General features: G+C 58.0%; 10 protein-coding genes and 3 pseudogenes. 4 read left to right on the forward strand and 9 right to left on the reverse strand.

Annotated elements, in window-relative coordinates:
• Position 1: 1 nt before the first annotated feature.
• A complete protein-coding gene (locus RZ517_RS11915; protein ID WP_338548445.1) occupies positions 2-988 on the forward strand; it encodes a type II secretion system F family protein in 987 nt (328 codons plus the stop codon).
• Between the two features lie 316 nt (positions 989-1,304).
• Complete coding sequence (locus RZ517_RS11920) at positions 1,305-2,843, forward strand: trimethylamine methyltransferase family protein (protein ID WP_338548446.1); 1,539 nt, start codon at positions 1,305-1,307, stop codon at positions 2,841-2,843.
• A 148-nt stretch (positions 2,844-2,991) separates the two neighbouring features.
• Here the strand turns inward: RZ517_RS11920 and RZ517_RS11925 are convergent, their stop codons facing one another.
• From RZ517_RS11925 to RZ517_RS11955, 7 genes and pseudogenes are all read right to left on the reverse strand, one after another.
• Entirely contained in the window at positions 2,992-3,816 is an 825-nt protein-coding gene (locus tag RZ517_RS11925) for an ATP-binding protein (RefSeq protein WP_422395580.1), read from the reverse strand.
• 8 nt (positions 3,817-3,824) lie between these two features.
• A pseudogene (gene tatC, locus RZ517_RS11930) lies at positions 3,825-4,810 on the reverse strand (twin-arginine translocase subunit TatC).
• The gene (gene tatB, locus RZ517_RS11935) at positions 4,807-5,397 is read right to left on the reverse strand and encodes a Sec-independent protein translocase protein TatB (RefSeq protein WP_338548448.1); all 591 of its coding nucleotides are present in this window, start codon (positions 5,395-5,397) and stop codon (positions 4,807-4,809) included. The pseudogene tatC and the gene tatB overlap by 4 nt, the downstream one beginning before the upstream one ends.
• Before the next feature lie 8 nt (positions 5,398-5,405).
• Complete coding sequence (locus tag RZ517_RS11940) at positions 5,406-5,630, reverse strand: twin-arginine translocase TatA/TatE family subunit (protein WP_317057802.1); 225 nt, start codon at positions 5,628-5,630, stop codon at positions 5,406-5,408.
• Between the two features lie 182 nt (positions 5,631-5,812).
• Positions 5,813-7,183, reverse strand: coding sequence for a sodium:proline symporter (locus tag RZ517_RS11945; RefSeq protein ID WP_338548449.1), 1,371 nt, complete (start codon positions 7,181-7,183; stop codon positions 5,813-5,815).
• Between the two features lie 108 nt (positions 7,184-7,291).
• Complete coding sequence (locus RZ517_RS11950; RefSeq protein ID WP_338548450.1) at positions 7,292-8,419, reverse strand: hypothetical protein; 1,128 nt, start codon at positions 8,417-8,419, stop codon at positions 7,292-7,294.
• Positions 8,420-8,422: 3 nt separating this feature from the next.
• Positions 8,423-9,202, reverse strand: a complete 780-nt coding sequence (locus tag RZ517_RS11955) for an SDR family oxidoreductase (RefSeq protein ID WP_338548451.1) — start codon at positions 9,200-9,202, stop codon at positions 8,423-8,425.
• A 146-nt stretch (positions 9,203-9,348) separates the two neighbouring features.
• Here RZ517_RS11955 and RZ517_RS11960 point away from each other — a divergent pair, with 146 nt between their 5' ends.
• Positions 9,349-10,362 carry a Hint domain-containing protein gene (locus RZ517_RS11960; RefSeq protein WP_338548452.1) on the forward strand — a complete coding sequence of 338 codons (1,014 nt, stop codon included), beginning with the start codon at positions 9,349-9,351 and terminating at the stop codon, positions 10,360-10,362.
• A gap of 8 nt (positions 10,363-10,370) precedes the next feature.
• Here the strand turns inward: RZ517_RS11960 and RZ517_RS11965 are convergent, their stop codons facing one another.
• Positions 10,371-10,754, reverse strand: a complete 384-nt coding sequence (locus tag RZ517_RS11965) for a nuclear transport factor 2 family protein (protein WP_338548453.1) — start codon at positions 10,752-10,754, stop codon at positions 10,371-10,373.
• A 163-nt stretch (positions 10,755-10,917) separates the two neighbouring features.
• Between RZ517_RS11965 and RZ517_RS11970 the strand changes: the two are divergent.
• Positions 10,918-12,524 (forward strand): annotated as a pseudogene (locus tag RZ517_RS11970) (peptide chain release factor 3).
• A 53-nt stretch (positions 12,525-12,577) separates the two neighbouring features.
• On the opposite strand, the pseudogene RZ517_RS11975 reads toward RZ517_RS11970, so the two are convergent.
• Positions 12,578-13,737 (reverse strand): annotated as a pseudogene (locus tag RZ517_RS11975) (IS30 family transposase).
• Between the last annotated feature and the right edge of the window lie 290 nt (positions 13,738-14,027).

Raw genomic sequence — 14,027 nt, forward strand, 5'->3', positions numbered from 1 at the left:
GATGGACATTGTTATGGACATTCTGACAAATCTAAACCTGTCTCTCAATCACCTCATATTGGCCGGCATCGGCGTGAGTTCTCTGTTCGTCGTCTTTGGTCTTGCAGGCCTGTTCGCGGGCAAGGACGCCGCGGTGCGCCGTATGCAGGGCGGATCGCTTGTTCAGGCGCATGGGGCGGACTTTGATCTGGTTCAGGGGGACGACAGCGACCCGCACGGTCTGTTGCAGGCCTTCGTTCCGACCTCTCGCGAAGAACGCACTAAAGTCGGTAAGCTGCTGCGACGCGCAGGCATCCAGGGCAAACATGCGATCCGCTCGTTTTACGCATTCCGGACACTGATCGGCATCGCATTGCCCGTGCTCTTCGTTGCGGTTCTGGCGCTTCCTGCCGAAGTTCAAGCACAACTGAACATCGCGCGCTGGCTGCAAAACATCACCTGGCTGAACTCTCTTCAAATTATCACCGCGCTTATGGTGCTGGGGTTTTACGGACCTTCTGTCTGGCTGCGCTTGCGCATCAGAAAGCGGCGGCAGGCGATTGAGCACAGCCTTCCCAATGCGCTTGATCTTTTGCAGGTCGCGATGGAGGCCGGTTTGGGCTTTGACGCCGCCATGATCCGCGTTTCTCACGAACTGGCGCAAGCCGCGCCAGAAATATCGCAGGAATTCATGATCCTTCAGCTTGAGCTTCAGGCCGGTAAAGAACGTCAGGCGGCATTCATGGATATGGCGGACCGCATCGGCGTCGAAGAAGTATCCGCCTTTGCCAATGTCATTTTGCAATCCAACCAGTACGGCACGACGGTCTCAACCGCCCTGAAAAGATTTTCAACCGACATGCGCCTGGACCGCGAATTGCGAGCCCAGGAAAAAGCCAACCGGCTCCCCGTGCAAATGTCGGCCGTCATGGCGCTTTGTATGATGCCTGTATTGCTTTTGATCTGCCTGGCCCCCATGCTAATCCGCTGGATCAACATGTTTGGGTAGACGCACTGGCAACTTGCGAGATCCGCTTAGGGCTCGAAGCTGTACTTGGATCAAAGCGCGCTGATGTCGAATTCCTGTCTGACTCACTCTCTTAACTGTCCCATTTGCGACAAACGTCGTTTTCAGGCTAGCCTTACCTCCAAATGCACGCATGGTATGCGTCCAAAGGGAGGAGCTGGCGATGATGCCACGCTGTAAGATTGCTTTGGTGATCCGCACCATCGGGGCCGAGCGCGGGCGCGCGGCGCGGGGGCGTCCGGGTTGGGTTTGATCTGATCAAACCCTTACCCAATCCCTTGTACCAAGGACCACGACTATGAACGAACAAACCCCTCGCCGCTCTGGTGGACGTGCCGCGCGCCGTGCCAGCCGTGCAGCGCCCCTGACCGAAGACCTGCGTCCCATCCGCGCGGGCCTGGAAGGCGGCAAGTATAAGCCGCTGACCAACGCGCAAATCCAGCGCATTCACGACACCGCGCTGGATGCGCTTGAACAGGTCGGGCTGGCCGATGCGCCGGAAAGCGGCGTGGCGTACCTAACGGAGGCCGGAGCCGTTCAAGGCGAGGATGGCCGCATTCGGTTCCCTCGTGCTCTCGTTGAGGACATGCTGGCCAAGGCCAACCGCTCCGTCACACTTCATAGCCGCGATGGGCAAAACGACATGGAACTGAGCGGCACGCGGGTGCATTACGGCACGGCGGGTGCCGCGGTGCATATGGTCGATGTGACCGGCAATGAATATCGCGAGAGCCTGTTGCAGGACCTGCATGATGCCGCGCGGATCGTGGACGTGCTCGACAATGTGCATTTCTGCCAGCGCCCGATGGTGGCGCGGGACATCACCGACAATCTGGAGATGGACCTCAACACGGTCTATGCCGCTTCTTGCGGGACAACCAAGCATATAGGCACGTCCTTCACCGAACCGCATCACGTGCCCCCCGCGCTTGAGATGCTCTACATGATTGCGGGCGGCGAAGATAAGTTCCGCGAGCGCCCCTTCATGAGCAATTCCAACTGCTTCGTCGTGCCGCCGATGAAATTCGCCACGGAATCCTGTCAGGTAATGGAGGAATGCATCAAGGGCGGTATGCCTGTGCTGCTTTTGTCAGCAGGCATGGCCGGGGCCACAGCGCCCTCGACCGTGGCCGGTGCGATTGTGCAGGCCACGGCGGAATGCCTGGGAGGGCTGGTTTACGTGAATGCTGTGAAAGAGGGCCATCCGGCCATCTTCGGCACCTGGCCCTTCGGGTTGGACCTGCGCACGGGCGCAATGTCCATCGGCTCGGGCGAACAGGCGCTGCTCACTGCAGGCTGCGCTCAGATGCATCAGTTCTACGGCGTGCCTGGTGGCGCGGCTGCGGGCGCGTCGGACAGCAAGATGCCCGACATGCAGGCCGGGTGGGAGCAGATGTGCTCCAACGTCATGGCCGGGCTCTCGGGGCTCAACATGATCTATGAGGCGGCGGGGATGCACGCCTCTCTGCTGGGGTTCTGCCACGAAAGCCTGATTCTGGCCGATGATCTGATTGGTCAGGCGCTGCGCTGTGTGCGCGGGATCGAGGTGGATGATGAGACGCTGGCTTTGGACCAGATCAAGGCGGTCTGCATGGGTGGGCCAGGACATTACCTTGGCACGGATCAGACGCTGGGCCGGATGCAACGCGATCACGTCTACCCGACATTCGGCGACCGCACGTCTCCCAAGGAATGGGCAGAGAATGGTAAGCCAGACCTGATTGAAAAGGCCGTGGCACGGAAGGAGGCCATTCTGGCCGAACGGTCCGCAGCGCGGTTTGATCCGGCGCTCGATGCCGCGATCCGCGCGAAATTCAACATTCATCTGTCAGCGTGAACGATCTTTGGCGGGGTGGGTTGTGATGTCATCATCGGCTCTACCCTGAGGATCTTTTGACCTTGCAATGCCAAAAATCGGCTGAGAGATTTACCGAAGCTGTTGCGGCCACCAGTTGAATCGGCAGCTCAAACCCGACCTTCGCCCTCTAAATCGTGACCCCATTCCGCCCGGCGAGATCCACAAAGAACTGCCAAGCCACGCGGCCTGACCGGGCGCCACGCGTGGCTTGCCACTCAATCGCCTCCGCACGCAGCGTGTCCGCGTCAAGGGTTATGCCATGCGCAGCACAATACCCATCGATCATCGCCAAATATTCGTCTTGCGAACAGGGATGGAACCCAAGCCACAGGCCAAAGCGATCTGACAGGGACACTTTCTCTTCCACCGCCTCGCTAGGGTTGATCGCACTTGAGCGTTCATTCTCGATCATATCGCGCGGCATCAGGTGGCGGCGGTTTGAGGTGGCATAGAACACCACGTTGTCGGGCCGTCCCTCAATGCCGCCATCCAATACCGCCTTCAGGGATTTGTAGTGCTGGTCGTCATGGCTAAAGCTCAGGTCATCGCAAAAGAGCAGAAACCGCGCCTCGCTTGTCCGCAGCACATTCAAGAGCCGCCCGACACTCGGCAGGTCCTCGCGCTGCAACTCCACGATCTTGAGCGGATGCCCCTCTGCCAGAACAGCCGCATGCACCGCCTTCACGAGTGAAGATTTCCCCATCCCCCGCGCCCCCCAGAGAAGCGCGTTGTTCGCGGGCAGACCGCGCGCGAACTGCACCGTGTTGGCCAGAAGCGTGTCGCGTGAGCGGTCAATGCCCACCAAGAGGGACATATCCACGCGATTGACGTCTGAAACCGGCTCCAACCGGTCCGGCTCCACATGCCAGACAAACGCATCTGCCGCATCAAAATCAGGTGCGCCCATCGGCGCCGGGCTCATCCGCTCCAGTGCCGCCGCGATCCGCTCCATGGCGTTGCTCACGATTTGTCCTTCTCCGAAGCGGCCTCTTCCAGCTCTTCGAGCAGGTCTTCATCCGCCTCTTCCTCATCATCTTCAAACCACACACCCTCGGCGCGCAGCTTGGCTTCGCGGGACTTCTCCACCCGACGCACAAGGAAGATCGAGACCTCATAAAGACCGTAAACCACGGTGAAGAGGATAAGCTGAGTGATGACATCAGGGGGGTCACAAGCGCGGCCAGCACAAGGATACCCACCATCGCATATTTGCGCACGCCGCCCAGGCCCTCGGCGCTTACCAGCCCGGCCTTGCCCATGAGCGTAAGCAACACGGGCAGCTGGAAGCAGATGCCAAAGGCCATGATGAATTTTAGGGTGATGTCGAGGCTTTCATTCACCTTCCCGAAGAAGGTGATGCGGATGCCTTCATCTGTTTCGGGAACCACGGCTCCGAAATTGTCGGGCACAACAGGCAGATTGGGGTCGACTACAGTTTCCACCTCGCTCACCGCACCCGACAAAAGGTTGGCAAAGATCGAGCTAACATCGGCAAAGCCGAGGAAAAAGTTCATCGCCAGCGGCGTGACCACGAAATGCGCAAAGGCCGCGCCCAAAATGAACATGATCGGAGATGCGACAACAAACGGCAAAAACGCCTGTTTTTCGTTTTTGTAGAGCCCCGGCGCCACAAAGCGCCACATCTGATGCGCAATCACAGGAAAGGCCAGAATGAAGCCGAACACCATGGAGATACGAAAAAGCGTAAAGAGGTATTCCTGCGGGCTTGTATATTGAAGCGTGGGGGCCGGATCTCCCAGATCGCGCAACGTGGCCTCGATCGGGGCCAGCAGGAATTGCAGGATCGGTTCCGCTACCACAAAGGCCAGAACAATACCCACTACAAATGCACCCACAGACCGAATAAGCCGCGTGCGCAACTCGGCCAGGTGCTCAATGAGCGGTGCCGAGCTTTGTTCGACGTCGTCTGTTTCCGTGCTGCTCATGCGATGTCACCCGAGGCCGGTTTGGACGCAGCTTTCTTAGCGGGCGCCTTCTTCGCAGCGGGCTTCTTGGCCGCCGATTTTTTTACGGCGGGCTTTTTCGCGGCCGCTGTGGCGGCTGGTTTCTTCGCGGCGGGCTTTTTGGCGGCTGGCTTCGGCGCAGCCTTCTTCGCAGCAGGCTTGGCCGTCTCTGCCTTTGCCGCTTCTTCAGCCGCCTTGCGCTCATTGGCCATCTCAGCCGAGCGCTTGGAAATCTTCTCGACCATCTCCTTGCGCTCATCGTCAAATTCGGCGCGCTTGGGCGCAGGCCCTGCCATCGTTTTGGCGGTAAAGCTCTCGGTGGATTTCTTGACCTCGTCCATTGCGGAACTGACCGGATTGGTCGCCTTCTTGAGCGTTGAGGTCACGTCGCTCACACCGGCATCGTCTGCTGCGTCATTCATTGCACGACTGAATTCGCGCGCCATCTGCTTGGCTTTGCCCACGAATTTGCCCACCGCACGGAACATGCCCGGCAAATCCTTTGGCCCTACGACAATCAGCGCAACAACGCCGATCACCATGAGCTCGGTCCAGCCCAGATCAAACATGGCTTGGGTTACGCCTTGTCTTTGTCCGTTTCAGGCGTGACGTCCTTTGCCATGTCGGCCGCCTCATCCGTGGCGTCTTCGATTTCCTTGTTGCCTTCTGCCACGCCCTTTTTGAAGGACGTGATCCCCTTGCCCACTTCGCCCATCAGCGAAGAGATTTTGCCGCGTCCGAAAAGCACAAGCACCACAACGGCAATAAGAAGGATGCCCGGAAGGCCAATATTGTTCAGCATTGTTTGTCTCCCATATCCCGGACCCCTTCGAGCGGTCCCTGTGGATTGTCACCAACCGTATCTAAGCGGTCCCGCCGCCGGTTGGAAGAACGAATGCACCTCAAGATGCGGATTTTTTCCTTCAACGCGCGCGGAAAATTCAAATTTTCCGTCCCATTTTTTTATCAAAAAAATGCGCGCGCTTATGTTGGACGCCGCGCACCTGCCAGAACGGAAACAAATCCAACGGTCAGAACCACAACACAAATGACCAGCAGTTGCTCATATTTGTGCCAGTCCGCCAAAGCGGTTTCCTCGAAAAGAACTGTTCGCTGGAAGTATCCAAAGGCTCCGGCCATAGCGGCCACAAAACTCACGGTATAAGCCCAAACCGGCACGCGCAGTCCCATCACCAAACCAGCCACGATAACCGGCGTCAGGAAAAGACTGGCGGTGCCGCTGACCGCTACTGCATCAAACAGGCTTTGGTTGCCCCACAAGGTCAAAGCTGCCCCGGCAGCCATGAAGCCCACCATCGCCATGCGACCTCCCGCGAGGGATCTTGGCGCCATCCCCAGCTCATCGACCATCAGCCGCGCTGAGCTGGCCAAGGACGAGTCCAATGTGCTGAGCGCGCTGACCAGAAGCGACACCATCAGCGCGGTAAATACCCAGGCCGGAAACATCTGCGCCCAGGTGCCCAAAAGTTCGCCCTCATAGGCGGCACCTTGCAAAGCCGCTTCGATGCCAAAGAAGCCAAATCCAAGGATGCACAGGACCGAAATCCAGAACGCATGCAGGAACGACGCCCTTGTGGTGGATCGGTCCGCCAGAAACCCGCGATCCATCATCACCGGATCATGAATGGGATAGGAAAACACCTGTAGAAAGGCCACGAGCAACAGAACCTGACCATTCCAGGCACCGCTTGTTCCCTCAGCCGTCAGAACCGCTCCAATGTCAAAGCCGGGACTTGTGATCAGCGCCACGAACGCCACAGCGAAAACGACCAAAAACACCAGCATTTGCAACACATCCGTGCGCAACGCCGCGCTCAACCCTCCCCAGGCGCTATAGGCCAGACCAAGGCCCGCCACCAAGAGTATCGAACCTTCGCGCGCGAAACCCAGTTCTGGCAGAGCCGCGGAAAAGATCAGACCCACAACCAGAAGATTGGCAAACACCTCTGACAAAAGCCGCAGAGCGATGACCAGGTTGTAGCATGTCGTGCCGGTGCTTCCGAACCGATCACGCAACCAGTCCTGAACCGATCCCGCCCCGTAAGCGCGCAACCGGCCCACGACATATCCACCGGTTAGAAACGAGCCATAGTAGGCCGCATAGGCCAGCACCCCCCAAATTCCGTAGAAATACCCCAGGATGGCCGAATTCATCAGCGAGCGGGCGAAGATCCACGTCGTGACCTGGCTGAGCACCAGGGTCCAAAGCCCGGGCGCACGCCCCTCCTGCCCGGCCCCTCCGAAAAACCCTTCTACCGTCGCACGGCGTGGGGCTACAAAAATGCTGGCAAGAACGATCAGGCCAAAAATGACCATAATGGCAGTGGTTTGCATGTAGAGTTGTCCTGCGTGGTGCGGCCAGAGTGGTTTGACGTTCCGGTTCGCCTAGCAATCGTCACTGCTTCGTGCCAGTCACAATTCACCCCACCCGCGAAAACGTGATCACGCCTCTTTCAACAGAGTGAACTCAGCCTCTGCAACCTGTTGGCCATTGACCTGAAGCTCGACGCGATGCGCGCCGGGATGTAGGGTGAATGTGGTCGCATTGCCCTTGAGTTTATGGGTTTTCTGCAATGTGAGCGGATGTCCTCCAGCCAGCTTTGCCTGCTTCCACTTGAAAACCTTGCGCCCGGCACGACCGTTAGGGCGGTGAAAATGCATCACGTAATCCACCAACACCGGAACATCTAAATCCGCGGAAATCTCTGCGCTGAGATCAAGGTTTTCTCCAATGCATATGGGAGTGCGTTCAACCTTCAGAACAGCAGTCAGTGGTACATCCTGAACATAGCCCAGCAATCCGAGCGCATCCGGATGCCCATGTTTGATCAGCGTCCGCAACGCATGGCGCGTGATCCAGGCCAGTTCCTTGTCGTTCTGGCGTCCCATTTTGGCCCACAAACGCAGGCGCTCAATCACAGCATCTGGATTAAATTTTGATATATCATTCAGATGGTTCGCCACCGATCTTGTGACAAAACGCGTTGGATCGGCATGCAGTTGGTCGAGCAACACCAGCGGGCGCAATGGATCAATCTCGATTTTCTTTGCCCAAGGCAAAGAGGGCCGTGTCCCCTCACTCACCAGCCGACGTACGTGGTAGTTACCATCGCTAACCCAGCGCTCCAGCCGCGCCCAGGTTTCCTCTGGCCACTGATTCAGGAACGGGCGGACATAGAACTCCATCGAAAACCGCTGTGTCGCCGTGTAGAGCAGATCGAGCGCCCTCTCCCGATACTTTTCCAGCCCATGCCGCACCGCCAATATACCGGGAACCGCATGTATGAACCGTCCAAAATCGTCATCAGTCTTGGACGGATCCAGCTTGGGGGGCATTGCTGCTTCGATCTGATCCGCCATGGTTGGAAAATCAGGCGAAAGCCGCGGTTCCAGACAATCAGCAATCCATTCAAGCCGCGCCATCAACTCTCGCTCAGCTAGGCCTTCCATCACCTGAGCCTGAAAGCCTTCTGCGTCATATCCCGGCACTCCAGCGGCATACTCCGCCGCCAGATCACCGATTCTGTCAGCGTTAAACAGCTGATCTTTCAGAGAAAAACTCTCTGCCACGACCTACATCGTCGTATTCGTCGCGCCACCATCCAGGAGAATGTTCTGCCCGACAATGAACCCCGCGTGCTGACTGCAAAGAAACGCGCAAGCCGCGCCAAACTCTTCGATTGTGCCATAACGCCCGGCGGGAATTGTTGCAGCGCGTTGCGCACGTGCTTCGTCCATCGAAATCCCCTGCGACTTGACCACGCCACCATCCAGCGCGTCAGCACGCTCAGTTGCATGAATTCCGGGTTGCAAGTTATTGATACAGACACCTTTTCCAGCAACTTGACGCGATGTACCAGCCACATAGCCGGTCAAGCCCGCCCGCGCCGAGTTGCTGAGGCCCAGCACCGGCACTGGAGCTTTTACACTCACTGACGTGATGTTGACCACCCGGCCCCAGCCTTGCGCCATCATGTCCGGCAACAGCGCCTTCATGAAGGCAATCGGCGTCAGCATGTTGGCATCAAGCGCCTTGATGAAGTCCTCACGGTCCCAGTCAGACCACATGCCAGGTGGTGGGCCACCTGCGTTGGTGACAAGGATATCTACGCCCTTGGCCGCTGCCAGAACCGGCGCGCGGCTGTCTTCGGTTGTTACATCGGCTGCGATTGTCTCGACATCCACACCAAAATCCTTGCGAATGTCTTCGGCAGACGCCTCTAACGCCTCGGCGCCACGTGCATTCATCACAAGGTCCACACCCGCCTCGGCCAAAGCACGGGCACATCCAAGCCCAAGACCCTTGGACGATGCACAAACCAATGCCCGTTTACCTTTAATTCCCAAATCCATGTCATATCCTCCCTCAATGCTTGCCCTGCATCTAAACCAACTGCGCGAAAGGATGCCAGCAAAACACCAACGCGTTGACCCGATACCGCCATAATCCTAAGTAATCTCATGAATAATACGTTCGCGCGAGTTGTTAGGAACGCCATATGAGCTCTGTCTCCGACGGTCCCACCTATTCGGTTCCGGTCTTTCTGGCCGTGGACTTTAGCGTGACCAATGGGGCCAATCACGGAGACCCTATCTCCTTTGCACGCGAGCTTGACCTTGACGATGTGTATGACCTGCGCAAAGGCGCGCAACAGTACCGGCTTGCCCTGTCACCTGATCCGAATGGCAACTTTGCCATCGCGTCCGACACGCATCTTGGCACGTCCGGGCACCTTGTGCATCTCGATTGCTGCCTGACGATGATGTCGAACACAGGAAAAACCACCGAACTGCTGGTATTGGTTGAGGTCGATAGAAATGGCCATGTGGCGCAAATCTATGTGCTTCCCCTGGCGCAGGTGCATCCGAAAACCGGCTACGCGCTAGTCGGGATTGACCCGGACACCGCACGTCAGAAATTCGCCGAAGTGGCTTGTGTCTCTTTTTCACGCGGCACGCAGATTACAACCGCCTCAGGCGCACAGGTTCCCATTGAGGATCTGCGCGTCGGCGATGACGTCCTCACCCGGGACGACGGCGTTCAGAAAATCCGCTGGATCGGCCAATCGACCGTGCGCGCGGTTGGGGATTTTGCCCCCATCCGCATACGTGCGGGCGCACTCAACAACACCAATGACCTTATTCTCAGCCCCGAACACCGGCTTTTCATCTACCAGCGCTCAGATGCGCTTGGCGCAGGGCGCGCCGAGGTTCTGGTCCGTGCACGGTACCTGGTGAACGGCGACACAGTGGTACAGGAAGATGGCGGATTCATTGACTATTTTCAGCTGCTTTTTGATGAACACCAAATCATCTATGCTGAAGGAATAGCTGCCGAGACGCTGCTGGTAGACCCGCGCACCCGAGCGGCCTTGCCCAATGATCTGGGCAACAACCTTGATCCTGCTTCGACGTCCCACGGTGACAGACCACACCAGGATTTCGAGGTAAGCGAAAAGCTCCTCAAACACCCTGATGCGGCCAGCCTTCTCAAGCGCGCGTCGCGAAATTAACCCGCACGTCAGCATTCATCCATGGAATAGAAAAACTCTTCGCGGGTTATCTTGCTGTCTTTAACGGTGTAGACGCCCACCTCTTCCATATCCATGACATCGCCGCTGGCTTTTTCCTTGACCTTCATCTTGAAAATCACAGCGAATTTATCGTCACCATGCGGCATCGGATCGCTGATCGTACCCTCCAGCATTTCCATGCTGTTGTTCCACCACTCATGCTTACCCTTGATGGCATCAAGCCCCTGCGCCTCACGCCCCATACCTGTGTCAGGCATTTCCATCGCTTCAACGGAAACGGCGTCTTTGGCATATAATTTGTCCAAATTCGCGCCTTCACGGTTCTCCCGGCATCCGGCAACCAATTCATTTGCAACGTCCATAAGTGACATGATGAAACTCCCTGATGTTCTTGTAATGTTCTGATCTTCTCATGAATCGTGCCCTGCGTCTACCGCGCATCCATGACAGGCGAATGACTGCTGACCGAAGCTGTCAGGGTGCGCCCGAAACCAGCATGTTGCACCACCCCGCGCGCCCCTTTATACGGCGCGCATGTTGGACCAAGCCCCAAATCGCCCTGACCTGCCGGCTGAGATTGCCCGGCGGCGCACTTTTGCCATCATCTCTCACCCTGATGCCGGCAAGACGACCCTGACCGAGAAATTCCTGCTCTATGGCGGAGCCATTCAGATGGCCGGACAGGTGCGAGCCAAGGGCGAGGCACGGCGCACACGCTCGGACTTCATGCAGATGGAGAAGGACCGCGGCATCTCCGTCTCGGCCTCGGCGATGTCCTTTGATTTCAAAACCTTCCGCTTCAATCTTGTGGATACACCGGGTCACTCGGATTTCTCTGAGGACACATATCGCACGCTGACCGCCGTCGACGCCGCCGTTATGGTCATCGACGGGGCCAAAGGCGTGGAAAGCCAGACGCAGAAGCTTTTTGAAGTCTGCCGTTTGCGCGACCTGCCGATCCTGACCTTCTGCAACAAGATGGACCGCGAAAGCCGCGACACGTTCGAGATCATTGACGAAATTCAGGAAATGCTGGCCATCGACGTCACCCCGGCCTCCTGGCCCATTGGCGTCGGCCGGGACTTCATTGGCTGTTACGACATGTTGAATGACCGGCTGGAACTGATGGACCGGGCTGATCGCAACAAGGTCGCGGAATCCATCGCGATTGATGGTCTCGATGATCCCAAACTGGCTGAACATGTGCCCGCCGATCTCGTTGAAAAGCTCCGTGAAGACCTGGAAATGGCGCGCGAATTACTTCCTGCGCTGAACCCGCAATCTGTGCTTGAGGGCCACATGACCCCCATCTGGTTCGGCTCTGCGATCAACTCCTTTGGTGTCAAGGAACTGATGGACGGCATCGGCAGCTACGGCCCCGAACCACAGCCGCAATCGGCTGAACCACGCCAGATTTCTCCCGAAGAAACAAAGGTTTCCGGCTTTGTCTTCAAAGTGCAGGCGAATATGGACCCCAAGCACCGCGACCGCGTGGCCTTTGTCCGCATGGCGTCGGGCCATTTCAAGCGCGGCATGAAACTCACCCATGTGCGCACGAAAAAACCCATGGCGGTCTCAAACCCCGTGCTCTTTCTCGCCGCCGACCGGGAACTTGCCGAAGAGGCCTGGGCCGGCGACATCATCGGCATCCCCAACCACGGCCAACTGCGCATCGGCGACACGCTCACCGAAGGCGAAGCCCTGCGCGTCACCGGCATCCCCTCTTTGCGCCCGAGCTTTTGCAGAACTGCCGAGCGGGCGATCCGATGAAGGCCAAGCACCTGGAAAAAGCCCTGATGCAGTTCGCCGAAGAAGGCGCGGCCAAAGTGTTCAAGCCCACCTTAGGCTCGGGCTTTATCGTGGGCGTTGTGGGGCAGCTTCAGTTCGAGGTCCTGGGCTCCCGCATCGAGCTGGAATACGGCCTGCCCGTGCGCTTTGAGCAATCCCAATTTACCTCCGCCCGCTGGGTGCATGGCTCCAAGGACGCGATTGAAGCCTTTGCGGCGGCCAACAAACAGCACATCGCCGAAGACAATGACGGCGACACCGTCTACCTCACCCGCCTGCAATGGGACATCGACCGCGTGGAACGGGATTATCCGGAGGTAACGTTAAGTGCGACGAAAGAGATGATGGTGTGAGGGATCGACGTTTCTGCGCTTGAGGTATCTAGCGGCAACTCTGCGGTGCGGATTCAATGGATCGCCGCAACACACTGTGCAAACTTCTCCGCCGGGGTTTCGTATTGCAAGGTTTTTCGTGGCCGCTCGTTGAGTTGCCGCGCGACGGCGCTGAGTTTGGCCTGACTGAGGGTCGACATGTCGATGCCTCGCGGGAAGTACTGACGCAAGAGCCGGTTGGTGTTCTCGTTACTGCCGCGTTGCCACGGCGATTGCGGATCGCAGAAGAAGACGTCGATCTTTGTCGCCATGGTGAACGCCGCATGGGCGGCCATCTCTGAGCCGCGATCCCATGTCAGCGAGCGGTAGAGTTCTTTGGGCAATTTTCGGGCCTGCTTGATCAGGGCGGTGATAACGCTTTGCGTATCCTTGTTCGCAACTTTGGCCAGCATCACGAACCGCGAGTGCCGCTCGACCAGCGTAGCGATGTAGCTGTTGTTTGCCCCAACGATCAGATCGCCCTCCCAGTGGCCGGGCACGGCCCGGTCTTCGATTTCGGGCGGGCGCTCGCTGATCGGCACTGCGTCTTTGATCTTGCGTAGCTTCAGACCTTTCTGGGTCGCATGCCGGGACCGACGGATGGCGCGCGGGCTGCGCAGGCATTGCTGCAGCTCCTTCTTCAGAACGCCGCGCGTCTGCACATAAAGGCTGCGATAGATCGTCTCGTGGCTCACACGCTCTCGCTCTTTGTTTGGGTGCTTGCGCATCAGCCAGCCCGCGATCTGCTGAGGAGACCACTTCAACCGCAGCTTTCGGGCAATGAACCGACACAAGTGGTCGTTGAAGGAGAGCTTACAGGCTTTGGGCCGCCTTGCGCAGTCCCATGCGCGCTGATCTGACAATGCCGCGCGATACGCCTTGCGCCCACCGTTTCTGCGCACCTCCCGGCTGATCGTCGAGGGAGTACGTCTAAGGTCGCGCGCAATAGAGCGCAATGACCGATCCCCTGCCAGCCCACGGGATATCTCCTCACGCCCCTCGAGGCTCAAGGCCAGCCGAGACCTGGTGCGTGCACGCGGACGGATACCACCAGTCAAAGCCAGATGCGGAAAATCGAAGACGACGCACGATCAAACCTGCGGCCTATCGAGCTCAGGGACTCACCCCGCTGCCACCGATCCCACATCTCCGACTTCTGTTTGTCCGTATAAAACGTCCGCGTGCGGTACTTCATGATCAACACTCCATCTCTCCAAAAAGATTAAAGTGTTGCGACCACCCGTTGAATCCTCACCGCAAAGCGGACATTGAACACCCTCGCGCGGAATCACGGCGCGTAGCGCCGCCGCGCGATCGCCAGACCGCCCCATCGGGCTGGCGATTGGCTCACGTAAGCGCGCCGATCCAAGGACATGCAGACTTGGCTGACATAAAGTGTTCAGAATTTGTAAAAGGTCGCCATCCCGCGGTCTGGCCATCCCGCGCCTCTGCTGATTAACGTGCAACACGGGCTCACAGCAGACT

The sequence above is a fragment of the Roseovarius sp. S88 genome (assembly GCF_037023735.1).
Taxonomy (GTDB): domain Bacteria; phylum Pseudomonadota; class Alphaproteobacteria; order Rhodobacterales; family Rhodobacteraceae; genus Roseovarius; species Roseovarius phycicola.

Bases quoted from the DNA above. Each gene is read 5' to 3' on its own strand.
- RZ517_RS11915 (WP_338548445.1), top strand. From the start codon at position 2: ATGGACATTGTTATGGACATTCTGACAAATCTAAACCTGTCTCTCAAT.
- RZ517_RS11960 (WP_338548452.1), top strand. From the start codon at position 9,349: ATGAGCTCTGTCTCCGACGGTCCCACCTATTCGGTTCCGGTCTTTCTG.
- RZ517_RS11920 (WP_338548446.1), top strand. From the start codon at position 1,305: ATGAACGAACAAACCCCTCGCCGCTCTGGTGGACGTGCCGCGCGCCGT.
- RZ517_RS11955 (WP_338548451.1), bottom strand. From the start codon at position 9,202: ATGGATTTGGGAATTAAAGGTAAACGGGCATTGGTTTGTGCATCGTCC.
- tatB (WP_338548448.1), bottom strand. From the start codon at position 5,397: ATGTTTGATCTGGGCTGGACCGAGCTCATGGTGATCGGCGTTGTTGCG.
- RZ517_RS11925 (WP_422395580.1), bottom strand. From the start codon at position 3,816: ATGGAGCGGATCGCGGCGGCACTGGAGCGGATGAGCCCGGCGCCGATG.
- RZ517_RS11940 (WP_317057802.1), bottom strand. From the start codon at position 5,630: ATGCTGAACAATATTGGCCTTCCGGGCATCCTTCTTATTGCCGTTGTG.
- RZ517_RS11965 (WP_338548453.1), bottom strand. From the start codon at position 10,754: ATGTCACTTATGGACGTTGCAAATGAATTGGTTGCCGGATGCCGGGAG.
- RZ517_RS11945 (WP_338548449.1), bottom strand. From the start codon at position 7,183: ATGCAAACCACTGCCATTATGGTCATTTTTGGCCTGATCGTTCTTGCC.